At 46.6% G+C, this 16,016-nt stretch carries 18 protein-coding genes; 14 read left to right on the top strand and 4 right to left on the bottom strand.

Annotated elements, in window-relative coordinates; all coding sequences use genetic code 11:
* Nucleotides 1–47: 47 nt before the first annotated feature.
* The 5 genes from ACO03U_RS03460 to ACO03U_RS03440 all read left to right on the top strand — a co-directional run bounded on the left by ACO03U_RS03460 (nucleotide 48) and on the right by ACO03U_RS03440 (nucleotide 1,702).
* Complete coding sequence (locus tag ACO03U_RS03460) at nucleotides 48–344, top strand: type II toxin-antitoxin system RelB/DinJ family antitoxin (protein WP_161870835.1); 297 nt, start codon at nucleotides 48–50, stop codon at nucleotides 342–344.
* Nucleotides 331–615: a type II toxin-antitoxin system RelE/ParE family toxin gene (locus ACO03U_RS03455; protein WP_204685534.1), complete on the top strand. Its 285-nt coding sequence runs from the start codon at nucleotides 331–333 to the stop codon at nucleotides 613–615. Before ACO03U_RS03460 ends, ACO03U_RS03455 begins: the two co-directional genes overlap by 14 nt.
* Before the next feature lie 138 nt (nucleotides 616–753).
* The gene (locus ACO03U_RS03450; protein ID WP_479724079.1) at nucleotides 754–969 is read left to right on the top strand and encodes a helix-turn-helix transcriptional regulator; all 216 of its coding nucleotides are present in this window, start codon (nucleotides 754–756) and stop codon (nucleotides 967–969) included.
* Nucleotides 962–1,312 carry a hypothetical protein gene (locus tag ACO03U_RS03445; RefSeq protein ID WP_161870838.1) on the top strand — a complete coding sequence of 117 codons (351 nt, stop codon included), beginning with the start codon at nucleotides 962–964 and terminating at the stop codon, nucleotides 1,310–1,312. The genes ACO03U_RS03450 and ACO03U_RS03445 overlap by 8 nt, the downstream gene beginning before the upstream one ends.
* Nucleotides 1,313–1,399: 87 nt before the next feature.
* Nucleotides 1,400–1,702, top strand: coding sequence for a hypothetical protein (locus tag ACO03U_RS03440; RefSeq protein ID WP_204685536.1), 303 nt, complete (start codon nucleotides 1,400–1,402; stop codon nucleotides 1,700–1,702).
* A 57-nt stretch (nucleotides 1,703–1,759) separates the two neighbouring features.
* On the opposite strand, the gene ACO03U_RS03435 is transcribed toward ACO03U_RS03440, so the two are convergent.
* Nucleotides 1,760–2,527: an SDR family NAD(P)-dependent oxidoreductase gene (locus ACO03U_RS03435; protein WP_204685538.1), complete on the bottom strand. Its 768-nt coding sequence runs from the start codon at nucleotides 2,525–2,527 to the stop codon at nucleotides 1,760–1,762.
* Between the two features lie 700 nt (nucleotides 2,528–3,227).
* On the opposite strand from ACO03U_RS03435, the gene ACO03U_RS03430 reads away from it, so the two are divergent.
* The 6 genes from ACO03U_RS03430 to ACO03U_RS03405 all read left to right on the top strand — a co-directional run bounded on the left by ACO03U_RS03430 (nucleotide 3,228) and on the right by ACO03U_RS03405 (nucleotide 9,665).
* The gene (locus ACO03U_RS03430; RefSeq protein ID WP_204685540.1) at nucleotides 3,228–4,910 is read left to right on the top strand and encodes a ribonuclease J; all 1,683 of its coding nucleotides are present in this window, start codon (nucleotides 3,228–3,230) and stop codon (nucleotides 4,908–4,910) included.
* A gap of 318 nt (nucleotides 4,911–5,228) precedes the next feature.
* Complete coding sequence (locus tag ACO03U_RS03425) at nucleotides 5,229–5,411, top strand: hypothetical protein (protein WP_161870842.1); 183 nt, start codon at nucleotides 5,229–5,231, stop codon at nucleotides 5,409–5,411.
* A 334-nt stretch (nucleotides 5,412–5,745) separates the two neighbouring features.
* Nucleotides 5,746–7,185, top strand: a complete 1,440-nt coding sequence (locus tag ACO03U_RS03420) for an MFS transporter (RefSeq protein ID WP_204685542.1) — start codon at nucleotides 5,746–5,748, stop codon at nucleotides 7,183–7,185.
* A 481-nt stretch (nucleotides 7,186–7,666) separates the two neighbouring features.
* Nucleotides 7,667–8,866: a tryptophan synthase subunit beta gene (gene trpB, locus ACO03U_RS03415; protein ID WP_423104395.1), complete on the top strand. Its 1,200-nt coding sequence runs from the start codon at nucleotides 7,667–7,669 to the stop codon at nucleotides 8,864–8,866.
* Between the two features lie 228 nt (nucleotides 8,867–9,094).
* Nucleotides 9,095–9,346: an AbrB/MazE/SpoVT family DNA-binding domain-containing protein gene (locus tag ACO03U_RS03410; RefSeq protein ID WP_161870843.1), complete on the top strand. Its 252-nt coding sequence runs from the start codon at nucleotides 9,095–9,097 to the stop codon at nucleotides 9,344–9,346.
* 1 nt (nucleotide 9,347) lies between these two features.
* Nucleotides 9,348–9,665: a type II toxin-antitoxin system RelE/ParE family toxin gene (locus ACO03U_RS03405; protein WP_204685544.1), complete on the top strand. Its 318-nt coding sequence runs from the start codon at nucleotides 9,348–9,350 to the stop codon at nucleotides 9,663–9,665.
* 826 nt (nucleotides 9,666–10,491) lie between these two features.
* Here the strand turns inward: ACO03U_RS03405 and ACO03U_RS03400 are convergent.
* Nucleotides 10,492–11,733 carry a hypothetical protein gene (locus tag ACO03U_RS03400; protein ID WP_204685546.1) on the bottom strand — a complete coding sequence of 414 codons (1,242 nt, stop codon included), beginning with the start codon at nucleotides 11,731–11,733 and terminating at the stop codon, nucleotides 10,492–10,494.
* 276 nt (nucleotides 11,734–12,009) lie between these two features.
* On the opposite strand from ACO03U_RS03400, the gene ACO03U_RS03395 reads away from it, so the two are divergent.
* The 3 genes from ACO03U_RS03395 (at nucleotide 12,010) to ACO03U_RS03385 (ending at nucleotide 15,098) form a co-directional block, all read left to right on the top strand.
* Nucleotides 12,010–12,693, top strand: a complete 684-nt coding sequence (locus ACO03U_RS03395) for a metal-dependent hydrolase (protein ID WP_204685548.1) — start codon at nucleotides 12,010–12,012, stop codon at nucleotides 12,691–12,693.
* Nucleotides 12,694–12,754: 61 nt separating this feature from the next.
* Entirely contained in the window at nucleotides 12,755–14,086 is a 1,332-nt protein-coding gene (locus tag ACO03U_RS03390) for a DRTGG domain-containing protein (RefSeq protein WP_161870847.1), read from the top strand.
* Between the two features lie 34 nt (nucleotides 14,087–14,120).
* The gene (locus ACO03U_RS03385) at nucleotides 14,121–15,098 is read left to right on the top strand and encodes a DHH family phosphoesterase (protein WP_204685549.1); all 978 of its coding nucleotides are present in this window, start codon (nucleotides 14,121–14,123) and stop codon (nucleotides 15,096–15,098) included.
* 251 nt (nucleotides 15,099–15,349) lie between these two features.
* On the opposite strand, the gene ACO03U_RS03380 is transcribed toward ACO03U_RS03385, so the two are convergent.
* Together ACO03U_RS03380 and ACO03U_RS03375 are read right to left on the bottom strand one after the other, a co-directional pair.
* Nucleotides 15,350–15,760, bottom strand: a complete 411-nt coding sequence (locus tag ACO03U_RS03380) for a type II toxin-antitoxin system death-on-curing family toxin (RefSeq protein ID WP_161870849.1) — start codon at nucleotides 15,758–15,760, stop codon at nucleotides 15,350–15,352.
* Complete coding sequence (locus tag ACO03U_RS03375) at nucleotides 15,757–16,002, bottom strand: AbrB/MazE/SpoVT family DNA-binding domain-containing protein (protein ID WP_270790018.1); 246 nt, start codon at nucleotides 16,000–16,002, stop codon at nucleotides 15,757–15,759. The genes ACO03U_RS03380 and ACO03U_RS03375 overlap by 4 nt, the downstream gene beginning before the upstream one ends.
* Between the last annotated feature and the right edge of the window lie 14 nt (nucleotides 16,003–16,016).

Genomic DNA, 16,016 nt, shown 5'->3' with positions numbered 1-16,016 from the left:
TTTGTTCGGTTTTGTGGTATAATGATTGGGGATTAGGAGGGATGATAATGGCAACCATCAGAATTGACGATGATTTGAAGCATGAGGCAGATAAAATGTTTGATGAAGTTGGCATGAACACATCTGTTGCAGTAAAAATTTTTTTGACGAAATTTGTAAAAACCGGTAAATTTCCTTTTGATATTGAAACGTTATCTTTTAAACCTACTGCTGAAACGGCGCAAGCTTTTAAAGAAACGGCTAAATTGATTGAACAAAAAGACTTAGCGAATAACGAAGATTTAGACAGCTACTTTGCCAGAATGAAAAAAGAAGCAGCTGAGGAATCCCATGTTGAATTATAAAACGACGACACGCTTTGATAAAGATGTCAAAAAGTTGATTAAGCAAGGAAAACCTCTAAGAAAGCTACAAAAGGCCATGGAGTTGTTGATTAATGAAGAAGAATTAGGGGGAGAGTATCAGCTTCACCCCTTGGAACCCAAAAATCAAATTCCCAAACGTTGGGATATCCACATAGGTGGAAGGAACAGCGATTGGGTTGTTATTTTTTATTATTATGATCAAACCATTATTTTTGAAAGAACTGGCAGTCATTCTGAGCTATTTAGATAATTTCGTGAACGGATTAAAAGGTCCTCTTTTAAAAAGGAGGCTCTTTTTTTGACCAAAAATGTAAAGGCTTATTGACATTCTGTAAGGGATTCATTACACTCTAAAAGTAATGACTTGTTTACATAAAGAAACGAGGTGATGACTTTGATTAAAAATCGGATCAAAGTTTTGCGGGCAGAGCGGGACTGGACTCAAGAAGAGCTGGCGCAGCGGGTCGGGGTTTCTCGGCAAGCGATAATCTCCATTGAAAAATACAAATACACGCCGTCTTTGGAGTTGGCTTTTACGATTGCCAAAATCTTTCAAGTAGCCATCACCGACGTATTTGTACAGGAGGCGGAAAAGGATGAATGAATTTACCAGAATGCTTGCCATGTTTGCTTTGGCGGCGGTGTCGCTTTTTGCGGCGAAATATGAAGACAGTAGGCGCCGAGCCAATCAAAATGACGAACGCTGGCAAGCGGTAACTGCTAAAGCCGATGCCCTGACCTTGCATGCCATTATGATTGTCGCGGTGGCGGTGATGGCTTTGTTGACGCTGGGTAGCTTTGGCTTTGTTCAGCGGATTGGACTGATCCATCAATGGTCACAAGCCCAACAGTTATTGCCAATCTTGTTTGGTCTGCTATATCTAGCGCCTTTTGCCATTTTTGCTTTTCGCACATGGGCCTTGATGCACTTTGATAAAACCTTGTAGGCAAAAGGTGGCTGGGGGATTGCCAAGCTCTCCTGGCTATGCCACAATAGAAAAAGTTTGAAGCAAGAAATACTGGAGGAACATGGCATGATGATCTTGTTTATTTGTATGATGATACTAGGTGGAGCAGCGTTATATTTTGCGACGAAACCAGAAGTGGGCTTTGGATATAAAGGCTTAGCTTACAAAGCATTAGGTAAAAAAGTGTGGTGCTTTTCAAACCGGCTGTGTGGCATTTTGTTATTGGTGGTCGGTGTCGGGGGAAGTATCAGCTATTTTGCCTTAAATCAACCCAGCGATCGTCGCTTTTTCTGGGCAGGGTTATTGGCCGCTCTTCTATGTTTTTTAATTAGTGATTTAGTGACGATTCAACGTTTTAAAAACAAATAAAAAAGGCGGTTTCTCCCAAACTTTTTCTGGGAAGAACCGCTTTTTACTTAGTGGTTGCTAAACAATACTCATCCCGCCGTCGACCACTACAAATTGACCGGAGACATAAGAGGACATGTCGCTGGAGAAATAAAGAATGGTACCGTTGAGTTCGCCACGTTTCCCTGGACGCCCCAGCGGATTTTGGTAGTTGTAGCTGTTGAGGAAGTCCTCTGATTTAAAGAGAGTGTTTTCGGTCATTTCTGATTCAAATAACCCAGGACCGATGGCATTGACCGTGATATTATAACGACCATAAGAAGCAGCCATTCCTTTAGTTAGGCCTAAAACGGCAGCTTTTGAAGCGTTATAAGAATGGCGGATGAAGACGTCTTGTTTGTCTGCGATAACGGCATTGATGGAGGCAATGTTGATGATTTTGCCGTAATTTTGCGCCATCATGTAAGGGACCGCGTATTTTGAAGCCAAGAAAATCCCTTTCACATTGGTATCCATGGACTTATCCCAGTCCGCTTCTGACAATTGATGCACGCCACCACGGACGGCGACCCCTGCGTTGTTTAGCAAAATGTCGATGCGCCCAAAATGATCATGGACCGCGGTGATTGCCGTTTTGACACTGGCTTCATCGGTGACGTCGCATTTGTGGATAAAGGTATCCACGCCAGCTTCTTGCAATTTTCTAGCGACATCTGCTAGCTTTTCTTCTCGCCGCGCCAATAAGGCAACCTTGGCGCCGTTTTTCCCGTAAGCTCGGGCCGCATCCGCCCCCAAACCACTGGAAGCCCCCACGACCACAGCAACTTTCCCCTTGATATCAAACAATGAACTCCACTCCTTACTCGTATATTTTTGTACTGATTTTTCAAGGTGCGAAAAATCAAATTGATACTCGTGCCGTATACCATTGGACAGCTAGTCCCAAAGACTGCGCCTACCCTTCATTGCATCGCGACGCTTGCATGAAGCAGGGAAACCACGGCTTCAAATGAAGGAGCATAAGGCAAAAACCGCCAGTCCAACTGGTAGTTTTATTTGTGTTATTTGTTACAAGGCCATCATACGCCTAACCTAACAAATTGTAAACGTATTCAAAAAAGTTTTTGGTTTCTTTTGGCGAATTGGTTATTACGCCAACCAGCCACCCGAAAAAAAGAAACTTTTCATCAAACTTTCCAACATTTTTCTTAACCCTTGCCACAAACCTCAACAAATCCGCTGTTTTCGTGTATAATATGTACTGGATGCTTAGGCATGTGATTGACCAATCTGTAAGCAAGCTGTGTCTCCCTCTCGTAGCGACCGGCTGCCTCAGATGACTTAGTATAACAATACCCTCGCAACAATTTTCAAGACTGAGACTGTCCCTTGAGGATTTTCCGCGGCCTGCGAAAACAAACCAGAACCCATTTTTTTACCCTAAGTGGTAGGGGGGATTGGCTTTTCCGGCCCTCAAGAAAATCTCTTCGCATGGTCTGCTGTCGGCTATTGGCGCGACAAATCAAAGAAAGAATAGGTGAGATTTTTGAGCGACATCAAGATTATTCCCTTGTCCGGTGTCCGGGAAAATGGGAAAAATATGTATTTAACAGAAGTAGACGGGGATATTTTCATTTTTGACTGTGGTCTGAAATATCCTGACAACGAATTATTGGGGATCGACACTGTGATTCCTGACTTTACGTATTTAGAAGAAAATGCTGAGCGAGTGGTGGGGGTCTTCTTGACTCACGGTCACGCCGATGCAATCGGGGCCTTGCCTTATTTGTTGGAACGGGTGGAAGTGCCGGTGTTCGGGACGAAACTGACCATCGAATTGGCCAAAATCAATGTTCACAAAAATGAAGGTACCAAGAAATTCAAGGATTTCCATGTGATCGATGAACATACGGAAATCGATTTTGGCACTGGTGTGGTTAGCTTTTTCCGCACCACCCACTCGATTCCTGATTCGGTAGGGATTAGTTTGAAAACCGCAGAAGGCAACATCGTCTACACTGGCGATTTCAAGTTTGACCAAGGGGCGGTGCCACTGTATCAAACGGATTTTGCCCGTCTGGGAGAAATCGGCAAAGAAGGGGTTCTGGCGTTATTGTCCACGTCTTCTAATGCCGAAAATCCTGCACCAGTGGCTTCAGAGCGGACGATTGGCGAAGAAGTGTCCGACACCATCCAATTTTGGGAAGGGCGGATCATCGTTGCCATGGTGGCCTCCAACTTGCAACGGGTGCAACAAGTCCTAAACGCTGCCCATAAAGCTGGCCGCAAAGTCGTTTTAACCGGTCAAGATTTCGGTCGGATTTTGCGCACCGCCATGAAACTGGGTAAGCTTGAAGTGCCGGAAGAAGACATGTTCATCACCCAAAAAGAAATGAAAAAATACCCACCAGAACAGTTGATCATCATGGAAACCGGACGGATGGGCGAACCGATCAAAGCCTTACAAAAAATGGCGAACGGCACGCATCGGACATTGCGAATTCAAGAAGGGGATTTGGCTTATATCGCCACTACCCCTACCACCGCTATGGAAACCAGCGTCGCCAAAACCGAAGATATCGTCTTCCGAGCAGGGGGGACTGTCAAACAAATTTCCGATAATCTGCGGGTTTCCGGTCATGCCAACCCTGATAACTTGCAGTTGATGCTCAACTTGATGCGTCCGCAGTATTTCATCCCAGTCCAAGGGGAATACCGTCAGTTGGCGGCCCATGCGGAGTTGGCGCATAAAGTCGGCATGGACTACAGCAATATTTTCATCACCGCTCGTGGCGATGTTTTAGAATACAAGCAGGGCAAATTGACTCCTGGGGGCGCCGTGCCAGCAGAAAATGTCCTGATCGATGGCATCGGTGTAGGGGATATCGGCAATATCGTCTTGCGGGACCGCAAGATTTTGTCAGAAGATGGCATCTTTATCGCCGTCTGCACCATCAATCGGCGGGAGAAAAAAATCGTTTCTCATCCGCAGATCACCTCTCGCGGCTTCGTCTATGTCAAAGCCAGCCGGGATTTGATTCGGGAAAGTGCCGACTTAGTCACGGAAATCGTGGAAAAACACCTACAAGACGACGATTTTGAGTGGGCCAAACTCAAACAAGACATCCGCGATCGGGTGGGCCGTTACCTCTTTGAACAAACCAAACGCCGCCCAGTGGTGCTACCAGTCATCATGGAAGCCACCCAACGGAACAATAAACGACGTTAAGCTCTGACTCTTTAAACACCTTATCCTGTTTTGGCAGATAAGGTGTTTTTTATAGCCAAACGCAATGAAGCTTGGCCTTACAAGTGAACACAACAATTGTGCTCTCTTGAAGGAAGCTAAGGACGCGAAATGCCCCTAATATCCTAGGAAATGAGGGGGATTTGCTACCGGATAAGTGCTTTGCTCTGAGCTCTCCTTAATGCTCAGAGCAAAATGAAAGCTGCCGTCGCCGTCATTAGGCTGTCAATATTGACCCTACAGACTGCTTTGGGTACACTGATAGACATAAGCTTACTAAGGCTTTTAGGAGGTTTTTTCGTGAAAACAAATAAATACACGCTACGGACGATCGTCGCCGGCATCTTGGTGTACGTGATTCTTGAATTATTATTTCCGGGACTGTCGGTGATTCTGCAGGTCTTGCTGGCATTTGCTATCTTTTTTGTGCTCTTATGGTTTGTTCCGGGGATTCGTCGTTTTTTTATTGGACCTAAACAGTGAATGATAGACAAGTCTCCGAGGGCTGATTTGCAGACAGAAAGATTTTGTCATTTCACAAGAAAAATGGTAGTATACCAGTTTTAGTGATGGATAGATTCACAAAATCCCTCGGCAATTCCATGCTGTGGGACGAAGCGATAGCGCGGGGAGGTTAGCCTGGATTTAGGCGCCTCTTCGCGTTTTTATTTTCCGAAATATCTGCAAATTACCAGTTATTTTTTGTCATTTTTACTCATTTTTTCTGCTAGCTTTCAAAAAAACAGTATACTAAAGATGAGAGGGGCGCTAATAGCCTCGGAAAGTGGTAGTGGTAGTGGAGAAAGGAAGTGCTGTTATGAAAACCTATCAAGAAGATGCCCAAGTTCAAAAAAATCGTTGGTGGATTTTAGTGGCGGTGGTGATGTTTACCTTCATGTCGACCTTAGATGCGAGTATCGTCAATATCGCCTTGCCGACGATTTCAAAGGACTTAGCGGTACCCATGAATCAAGCGGAATGGGTGGTTTCGGTTTATTTGATGATTGTTTGCTCGTGTTTGTTATTGTTTGGTAAGGTGGGGGACAGTCGTGGGAAGATTAAAGTTTTTCGAGTAGGAACGCTGATTTTTGTCACGGGATCGTTCTTGTGTGGCTTCAATCAGTCTCTCGGCTTTTTGTTATTTGCCCGCATGATTCAGGGCATTGGGGCTAGCATGACGATGGCCACCAACACCGGCATTGTCACAGAGGTCTTTCCCATTCACGAAAGGGGACGGGCACTGGGAGCGATCGGCGCCTTTGTTTCCTTGGGTTCGATTGCTGGACCGGGATTAGGCGGCGTGATTTTAGCTCAGTTTACTTGGTCATATATTTTTTGGATTAATGTTCCGATTGGCATCTTGACCATGGTGATTGCCGAGAAGTTTTTGCCAAAGGACATCACCATGAGTGGTCACAGTATCGACAAAGGAGGCTTCGTTTATTTTGCCACTACGGTGATTAGCTTTTTCGGCGGGATTTTCCTGGGGCAAGAACAAGGCTTTTTGCATCCGGTGCCGCTGGTATTATTTGCGGTGGCGCTATTAGCGTTTCTTCGTTTTTTGCGAGTGGAAACCAAGGTGCGTTACCCGTTGATTTCTTTTCAAATTTTTCAAAATCGGATGTTTAGTCTGAGTTTGTTTACGGCTTTATTGATTTTTTCATCAAACTTCTTCGTTAACGTGGTGATTCCTTTCTATTTGCAAAATGCGCGTGGTCTTAGTCCTAGCTATGCCGGCTTGTTGATGATGGTCTTTCCTTTCACGATGGTGTTGGGGGCCCCGATTAGTGGTTACCTGACGGATCGTTTGGGACCGGAAATCTTGGTGTTGTGGGGGCTAGGGATTCTCGCCTTGTCTCAGTTGTTGTACATGTTTTTGGCAATTGATTCTCCATTGTGGTTTTATGTGGTGGGTACCGCAGCCGGCGGGATCGGCAATGCCTTATTTCAATCCCCCAACAACACCATGGTGATGAGCGCGGTCACGAAGGAAAACTTTGGCGTGGCGGGGTCTTTGAATTCCTTTGCCCGTAATTTCGGGATGGTTATCGGGATTGCTCTGTCCACCACGATTTTGTACCAAGCCATGTCCGCCAAATTAGGAAAGAAAGTCACGACGTATATTGCTAACCGTCCGGATGTCTTCTTATTTGGTATGAAAATCACCTTCTTTGGTTCCTTTTTATTGTGTTTGGTGGCCTTTGTCTTGACCCTCTGGCGCATAAAAAAAGCCCGAAGCCGCACTGTAAAAGCTTGATATGTCTAAGCTTTGAGGAAAAAATCGACGTGAGAAAACCCTTTTTGAAGCTAGTGAAATAAAAGTTCTTATAGTTTTTCAAAAAGATTCTTGCAATTCTGAAAAAAGCTTGCTATACTTTGACACAACTTAAACAGAAAAGAGGAAATGCACATGACAACACGAGCAACTTTGACATATTGGTGGAACTGGCATAGTTGACGTTGCGTGTGTGCGAAGGCATAGATGCAACTTTAGCGTAGGCGAAAAGTCATCTGTGCCGGGAAATCCCTTCAATGGACGACCGGTGAGCGAAAAAGCAAACCGGTCGTCTTTTTTGACTTTTTCGGGGCACGGGTGACTTGTTAGTCCGGATTGTCTGTTTTCGAGGGGAAGCATCTCGAAAACTTGGAGTGAAGCGAAAGGCGAGAGACAGGAATGGCCAGCTCGCCCGACAAGCAGACCCAACGAAAAATCAAAAAAACTATTGGAGGAATGACTCATGGAAACAAAAGAATTGAAAGAGATGACAGGATTTTACGGTGAATTTGGTGGCCAATTTGTGCCGCCCCATATCAAGGTGGCGATGGATGAAATCGCCACAGCCTATGAAGCAGCCAAGCTCGATCCGACATTTCAGGAGGAATACCAAAGCTTACTAAAAGACTACTCCGGTCGGGAAACCCCGCTATATTTTGCGGAAAAATTGACGCAGCAATTAGGCGGAGCGAAAATTTATTTAAAACGGGAAGATTTAAACCATTTAGGTGCTCATAAGTTAAATAACGTGCTCGGCCAGATGTTATTAGCCAAACGGATGGGCAAAACCCGCATCATCGCAGAAACCGGTGCCGGCCAACATGGAGTGGCCACAGCGGCAGCGGCGGCTCGCTTTGGTTTTGAGTGCGTGGTGTACATGGGAGCCGAGGATTGCGAGCGGCAAAAATTGAACGTCTTTCGGATGGAGATGCTAGGGGCGACGGTGGTTTCCGTGACACGAGGCACCCAAACGTTGAAAGACGCGGTAGATGCTGCGTTTGAAGACTTGATGGAAAACCTCGAGGATACGTTTTACGTGATTGGGTCGGCAGTCGGGCCCCACCCCTATCCGCTGATGGTCAAGGATTTCCAACGGGTGATTAGCCAAGAATCCAAGCGCCAAATTTTGGCAAAAGAAGGACGGCTACCAGATATGGTGATTGCTTGTGTCGGGGGCGGTTCCAATGCGATTGGCTCATTTGCCGAATATCTCGATGATCCCGAGGTGCAGCTAGTGGGAGCCGAGGCCGCGGGAGAAGGCGTCGATACGCCGCGACACGCAGCTACTATGACGTTGGGGGCCATCGGGGTCTTGGACGGCATGAACACGTATGGCATCTTTGACGAAGCGGGCAAGGTGGCGCCGGTGTATTCCATCTCGGCTGGCTTGGATTATCCTGGGGTGGGGCCAGAACACGCCTATTTGAAAGACAGCGGTCGCGCCGAGTACGTGGCGATTACCGATGAGGAAGCGGTCCAAGCCTTCTTGACTTTGTCCAAAGCAGAAGGCATCATTCCCGCCATCGAAAGCTCCCATGCCGTCGCCGAAGCTTGCAAACGAGTGCCCCGCATGGCCCCTGATCAAGTGGTCATCATCAACATCTCTGGTCGCGGCGACAAAGATGTAGAACAAATCGCCAAATACTTGAATATTGAAATCTAGCCTCCTCTGCCGTCACTTTGAAAAGTGGTGCTATCGAAGCAAATAACATCAGCCTTCAACCTCTAGAGGAAGCTTTCCAAGGACCTCCAGAGTTTTCATAACAAACCAGAAAAAGCCGCCAGCTATGGATGGAAACATCTAGCAGCTGGGGTTTTTTCGTTTGGTGAAAGGCTTTTCAATTCAGTTATAACGTGTTATAATGTTAGTGGAAGAAAGGACGTGGACCAGATGGGTGAACTGAAAATCCGCAAGATAGGCAATTCCTTGGGGGCGATTTTTCCTAAAGATTGGGAGCTAAAAGAAGGCGATATCCTAACTTATGAGAAAAAGGGCAATGGCTATCTCTTGGATACCACGGAAACCGCCCGTGAACATGACCGCCAATTGATTGAGGAAAGCTTTGCCGAGTATGAGGCTGCCAAGATGGTCTCTGAGGATCAGCTGAAGGAGCGCTTTGGCAAGTATGGTTGGGGGAAGTGAGATGGCGGTTTTTACGATTGGGTATACTCAGCAGTTTTATCAGAGTTTAGCGGAGTTGGTCAGCTGGTGGGAAGAGGAGCTGTTATTTACTGAGGCGGAGATTTCCCGTTTTGTGACGTTGATTTATGAGAGTTTACAGAAGGTCAGACACTTTCCGCAGATGTACCCTGAAGTTTCTGAAGTGTATGGTTTTACTCAGGCGACACATCGGATCGTTATTGGCAAGGCGTTGGCACTGTTTTATCGGGTAGATGAAGCAAGGCAAGTGATTGTGGTGGGGCGGATTTTCCAAACGAAACAGTTGAAATTGCAGTTTTAGCAGTGCTTAAAAGAGAAAAGGGAAGAGCTTTGATGGCGACGATTACTGTTTCAGTGACCGCTGCAGAAAAAGCATGGTTACAACAACTAGCGGTTTTTCATGGCATCAGTCTGTCAAACTTGTTATTGACTTATTCCATCGATCAGTAGCAGGACTGGTACGATAGCCAAATTGCTAACGTGGCGTATAAATCTTAGGAAAACCAAGGGGGCGAGAGTGTTGGAATAGCAGAAGTTTTGGGATTATTTGACAATCCGGACAGAAAATAACGGAAGCGAAAGTTGTATCAATTAGCAGTAGAGGCTGTGTGATCAATAAGTAAATTTGGGAGTGTGTCGTCAAGGGTTTAGCAGCTAAAACAAGGTGACAGGCTGTTTTTTCTTTCCAATCCTCTAGCAACATCATTTTTTACTCCAACGAAAGTATTCAGCAAACTTCCCCAGTCAGACTGCTTTTTTGGTATACTATCTGTAACAAATCCAGTCGATTAAGAAAGTGCAATGATGAAAGTAAAGAAGCCCACTTCCCTTATCCGGGTAATAAAGGGATTTATTCGAATTCTCCCTTTTGTTAATACCAGCAGCGACACGTTTGGACGAAATGCCAATGGCTACCTCCATTCACAGGAACAGCGCTTAAAGCAAATTGAACGGGAACGGGAAAGAGAGCGGGATCATTATTCCTAATCGATAAGAGCGTTTCAACTATTGAATAGTTACTGAAAAAAAGAGGGTTTGCGGCTTTTTGTTAGCTGCAAACTCTCTTTTTTTAAAATTTAATGGAACTGCTGTTTATTAACGATCTGTGGGTAACAAATGAGAGGATTTTATGGAACCAGATCCCAGCCGATACCGTCGCCTTCTTCGGCGATATTTGGGAATGGATCGTAATTACCACCACTACCTGACGGTGCACTTGGAGTAGGATTACTTGCCTCCGGTTTGCTTTCAGCTGCATCTTGTTGGGCTTGTTTTTCCGCTTGGTCGGCGGCGTCTTGTTGGGCCTGGGCCTCAGCTTGAGCGGCGGCGTCTCGCTGAGCTTGCGCTTCGGCTTGAGCAGCGGCGTCTTGTTGGGCTTGAGCTTCGGCCTGAGCGGCAGCGTCTTGTTGAGCTTGAGCCTCAGCTTGAGTAGCAGCGTCTTGTTGCGCCTGAGCTTCGGCTTGAGCGGCAGCGTCTTGTTGAGCTTGAGCCTCGGCTTGAGCAGCGGCGTCTTGTTGAGCCTGCGCTTCGGCTTGAGCGGCGGCCTCTTGTTCAGCTTTGGCTTCAGCTGCTTGCTGGGCTACCTCGGCTTTTTTGGCTTCGGCTTTTTCAGTGTTGGTAATTTGTTTTAGGACTGGGGCAAGTTTTTGAAGGAGGTCTTTTTTGATAGTTCCTTCAAGGAGAGCATTCACCGCTTTTTCAGCTGCGGTATAAGCTTTCCGGGTGGCGTTGTCTTTTAATTTGCCTTTTTTGTCATAAAAGGCAGTGACTTTCGCTGAAGCGGTGGTGCTGGCTTTTACTTGTCGCTGGGCTTCTTTTGCCAGGGTTGCGACTTCTTTGGTCCAGTCATCCGGGGTTTCCTTGACTTGGTCGAGGATCGCTGTGACGTCTTTTTCAGTGGTCTCTTGTTTGATGGCTACTTTTTGGTTAACTTTTTTTCCTTTTAAAACCGTTTTTTCAAACAACTGATTGAGGGCGGTTTGCGTCGTTAGTTTGGCTTTAATCTTTTGGAGCGCGGTTTTCAGCTGAGTTTGTGTTTTCTTGATGGTGCTACTTTTGACTGGTAGCTCCTTGTCAGCTGTTTTCAACTTGCTAGCCTTGATGGCTGTGACGGCTTTTTCTAAGTTGGTCACCTCTGCTTCTTTGATTCCAGCGCTGAGGTAGCCTTGCTTTAGATTCCCATCGGCATAAAGTTGGATTGCTTTTTTGCTTAGTTTGGCTAAGCTTTTTTGGCTTTCCTTATTTAACGTGGTGGCTGTGGCTAGTTTGTCTTGGTAGACGGACTGCGAGTAGGCATAGGTGCCGCCACCGATTGCTGCGATAGCCAGTAGTACGAGGACACTGGCTGTGATTGTTTTCTTTTTAACCATATCAAAACTCCCTTTTTTTAAACACTTTCATCTTATTTTACCACTGTTATGTGTCTGCTTGGCTCTCATCTTCTGGGAGTATTTTTTAGGTTGATGATCAAAGCAGGCAGCGAATCAACGCTTTTATCACAACTGACTTCCTTCCCCAAAGCATTCTCCCTGTCCGTTTTCCTGTTTTATCTGTTATAATGAAACTGTTACAGTAAGGTCTCGTTGACTAGTTATCTCAGGCAAGTGATGGTCAAAAAAGCCAAGACTTAGAGGAGGATTCCTTCAATGAAAATCACGTATCATGGTCACTCGGTGGTTTCCATTGTGACCGAAACAGGATGCCGGATTGTGATCGATCCGTTTTTTACCGGCAATACTTTAGCCGATATCCCTGCGGAGGCGGTCCAAGCAGATTATATCCTGATTACCCACGGCCATTCCGATCACATCGGGGATATGGTGGCGATTGCCAAAGCCTGTGAGGCGACGGTGGTGGGGATGGTGGAAGTCTGCCATTATGCAGAAACTCAAGGGGTGAAAAAGACCCGCGGCATGAATATCGGTGGTCGCTTTACCTTTCCTTTTGGACGAGTGAAGCTGGTGCCGGCGCTGCATAGTACCGGACTAGAAGTGGCGGGCCAGATGGTTTATATGGGGGAAGCAGCTGGTTTGATTTTGGAAATCGAAGGCAAAACCATCTATCACGCAGGGGATACGAGTTATTTTCGCGATATGGAATTGATCGGCGAGTACTTCGAGGTGGATTTGGCCTTCTTGCCGATTGGCGATAATTTTACCATGGGGCCAGCCGAAGCGGCGGTGGCGGCAACCAGTATCCAGGCGAAAAAAGTCGTGCCGATTCATTACAATACCTTCCCAGTGATCCAACAAGATCCGCAACAGTTTGTGGGCATGTTGGAAGCGTCGGTGGGAGAAATCATGCACCCCGGCGAAACCGTGACTTTATAATCTTTCAAACCGGCTGTAGTAAAGCAAACGGCCATTAACCTATAGAAAAGAGTTGACTCTGTTGGCAACAAAACACGACCTGATTTTAAACCATATCGAAAGTCTACCCATCGGCGACCGGATCTCGGTGCGGGGGATCGCCAAAGCGCTAAACGTCAGTGAAGGGACGGCATACCGGGCCATCAAAGACGCGGAAAATATCGGCTTGGTGTCCACCATTCAGCGGGTGGGAACGATTCGTATCGAACGAAAATTAAAAAAACATATTGAACGACTAACTTTTGGCGAAGTGGTCCAAATTATTGAAGGGGACGTCTTAGGTGGCGCAGACGGGCTGAACAAAGTCTTGAACAAATTTGTCATCGGAGCCATGAAAGAAGAGGCCATGGAGCGTTATATTACTCCGGGTTCCTTGATGATTGTCGGCAACCGGGAAGAAGTCCATCGCTTGGCCTTGGAACATGGGGCGGCCGTCTTGATTACCGGTGGTTTCGGGACATCGGCGGAAATTGCCCGCCTGGCAGACAAGGTAGCGATGCCGGTGATGAGTACCACCTATGATACCTTTACCGTGGCGACGATGATCAACCGGGCGTTATCTGACCAGCTGATTAAAAAAGACATCATGTTGGTGTCTGATATTTATGTGCCGTTGGAAAAGACCTTGTACTTAAACAGCCAAGACACGGTGAAAGATTACAAAAAACTCGCTGACCGCAGCAGTCATTCCCGCTTTCCGGTGGTGAATCGCAGCATGCGCCTCGTGGGAATCGTCACCGCTAAAGATATCTTGGAAAAATCCGATAAGCTGACCATCGAAAAAGTCATGACCAAAGACCCGAATTTTGTCAAACGGGAAATGAGTGTCGCCTCCGTCAGTCACCAGATGATCTGGGATGGCTTGGAAGTGATGCCGGTGGTTTCCGATGATTTGAGTTTGGTGGGCTTGGTTTCTCGGCAAGATGTCATGAAGGCGATGCAGCTGGTGCAGCGGCAAACCCAGATGTCAGATACCATCAGCGACCAGATTACCGGTGAGATTCAGCTGATCGATCACGATGGCGACGGCAAGAAAAAAGAGATGCCGGAGTTTCTTTTTACCGTCTCGCCTCAGATGGTCAATGAAGTCGGCACGATTTCCATGGGGGTGCTGAATGAAGTGGTGGCCAATGCCGTCAAACGCACGTTGTATTTCAATCAACGCCGCAACACCTGGATTGAACAGATCAATTTGCATTATTTCCGCTTGATTCAGCTGGAAAGCCAGTTGGTGATTCGCCCGCGGATTTTGGAATTAGGCCGGCGTTCGGCAAAGTTGGACATCGAGATTTACATCGAAAATACGTTGGTGGCCAAAGCCATCGTGGTCTGCCAAGTTTTGGAACGCCCCTAAGTTGCACGAGAAAATTTGAAATGAGGAACATCTAATGAGCAGTATTCGACAAGAAATTTTACAAGCCATCAAAGACTACGATCGCATCATCATCCATCGCCACATGCGACCAGATCCCGATGCCCTTGGTTCCCAAGTGGGATTAGCCGAAGTTTTGCGGGCCAGTTTTCCCACAAAAGAGATTTACCAAGTCGGCGGCCCCGTGGAAGGGCTGGATTATTTGGCAGAAATGGATGAGGTAGCTGATCATCTGTACCAAGGCGCCTTGGTGATTGTCACCGATACCGCCAATTCTCCCCGGATTAGCGATCAGCGTTTTGAATTTGGGGAACGACTGGTGAAAATCGATCACCATCCCAATGACGAACCCTATGGCGATTTGGTGTGGGTCAATACCAAAGCCTCCAGCTGTAGTGAGATGATCGCGGATTTTGCCTTTTCTTTTCCAGAAGAACTGGTAGTCAATCAAGCGGCCGCCCGTCTGCTGTATGCCGGCATCGTGGGGGACACCGGTCGCTTCTTGTATCCGGCGACCACCGCTCATACGTTGGCGGTTTCCGGACGGCTATTGGAATACGGTTTTGACGCGGCGTTGCTCAATCGTCAGCTGCAACAGATTTCCTTGAAAGTTGCTCAGCTGTCTGGCTACGTCTACCAGCATATCGAAGCCGATGACAATGGCGCAGGCCAAGTGATTTTGCCACAGGAATTACTGGAAAAATATGGCGTCGTGGATTCGGAAACAGCCGCTTTAGTGCCGTTACCAGGCACGGTGGATAGCATTTTGGCTTGGGCCCTCTTTGTCTGGCAACCAGAAGGCTACTACCGCGTACGCCTACGTTCAAAAGGCCCAGTGATCAATGAAATCGCCAAACGACACCACGGCGGCGGCCACCCATTAGCTTCGGGGGCCAATGCGCGAGATCTTGACGAAGTTGCCGAAATCTACAGCGAAATCCAAGACTTGTGTCGCAAGTTTCGAGAAGAACAGGCAGTGGCGCCAGAAAACTAAGGCGCCTAGCCAGTATGTATAGGAAAGTAGCTAAAGAAACGTCCAAAGACCATTTCAGAGTGGTCTTTGGACGTTTTTTGGATAGATGACGGCTTATAAAATTTATGCGCTATACAGGCTAATGTCTCACGCTATCATAGTGATGTTACGAAAAAGGTGAAATTTAGCCCCGCAAGAATTGGGTTGACGGTAACAAGGACCGCTTGACCTTTAAGGCTTGCCCCTCTTCAGGAAGCGTCTAAAAAGCTTTCCTAACGTATTTTTTCTACTTTTCCCGATGTTTTTAGATCATTTGCCACGGCTTCCTTCATTTCATCAAATGCTTGCTGGCTAGTTGTGATGTTTAAAATGAACTGGACGGCTTCTTCTTGTGTAAATTTCGTGGTATACCCATTCATCATAAATAAGGTGAGCATCGCCACGAGGGCGGTGCGCTTATTGCCGTTTTGAAAGGGGTGCCTTTTCGCTAGATTGATAGCTAAAATCGCAGCTTTATCATGGATTGTTGGGTATAAGGCTTCACCAAAAACCTCTTGTTGCGGTTGATTTACCGCCATATCCAAGGCGGCTGCGTCCTTGATCCCGATTAGCTCCCCTGAAGAAACGGTTGTAATTAGTTTGGTGTTGATTTTTACGATGTCCTTTACTGTCAAATATCTCATAAGTCAACTAAATCCTTGATAGCTTTCTCGTATTGCGCCATCACGGAGTCGACAATGGCATCCACATCAACTTCATCTTCCGCTTTGACAATTTTTACAGAGCCATCTGTTTCAAAAAGATAACGAATCGATTCGCCAGTTTTCAAATTTAGCTTCTCTTTGACTTCGAGGGGAATGGTGGTGACATCACTATTTCCTGATTTTCGCACCTTATATTTTTTATCAGTATCTACATGGCTCACAGTCATCACATCTC

Source organism: Enterococcus diestrammenae (assembly GCF_049384045.1).
Classification (GTDB): domain Bacteria; phylum Bacillota; class Bacilli; order Lactobacillales; family Enterococcaceae; genus Enterococcus_C; species Enterococcus_C diestrammenae.
Note: the sequence above shows the minus strand (reverse complement) of the source record. Positions and strands in the feature narration are given on the sequence as shown.

Coding starts and splice junctions, on each gene's coding strand:
- ACO03U_RS03460 (WP_161870835.1), top strand. CDS start 48: ATGGCAACCATCAGAATTGACGATGATTTGAAGCATGAGGCAGATAAA.
- ACO03U_RS03455 (WP_204685534.1), top strand. CDS start 331: ATGTTGAATTATAAAACGACGACACGCTTTGATAAAGATGTCAAAAAG.
- ACO03U_RS03450 (WP_479724079.1), top strand. CDS start 754: ATGACTTTGATTAAAAATCGGATCAAAGTTTTGCGGGCAGAGCGGGAC.
- ACO03U_RS03445 (WP_161870838.1), top strand. CDS start 962: ATGAATGAATTTACCAGAATGCTTGCCATGTTTGCTTTGGCGGCGGTG.
- ACO03U_RS03440 (WP_204685536.1), top strand. CDS start 1,400: ATGATGATCTTGTTTATTTGTATGATGATACTAGGTGGAGCAGCGTTA.
- ACO03U_RS03420 (WP_204685542.1), top strand. CDS start 5,746: ATGAAAACCTATCAAGAAGATGCCCAAGTTCAAAAAAATCGTTGGTGG.
- trpB (WP_423104395.1), top strand. CDS start 7,667: ATGGAAACAAAAGAATTGAAAGAGATGACAGGATTTTACGGTGAATTT.
- ACO03U_RS03410 (WP_161870843.1), top strand. CDS start 9,095: ATGGGTGAACTGAAAATCCGCAAGATAGGCAATTCCTTGGGGGCGATT.
- ACO03U_RS03405 (WP_204685544.1), top strand. CDS start 9,348: ATGGCGGTTTTTACGATTGGGTATACTCAGCAGTTTTATCAGAGTTTA.
- ACO03U_RS03400 (WP_204685546.1), bottom strand. CDS start 11,733: ATGGTTAAAAAGAAAACAATCACAGCCAGTGTCCTCGTACTACTGGCT.
- ACO03U_RS03395 (WP_204685548.1), top strand. CDS start 12,010: ATGAAAATCACGTATCATGGTCACTCGGTGGTTTCCATTGTGACCGAA.
- ACO03U_RS03385 (WP_204685549.1), top strand. CDS start 14,121: ATGAGCAGTATTCGACAAGAAATTTTACAAGCCATCAAAGACTACGAT.
- ACO03U_RS03380 (WP_161870849.1), bottom strand. CDS start 15,760: ATGAGATATTTGACAGTAAAGGACATCGTAAAAATCAACACCAAACTA.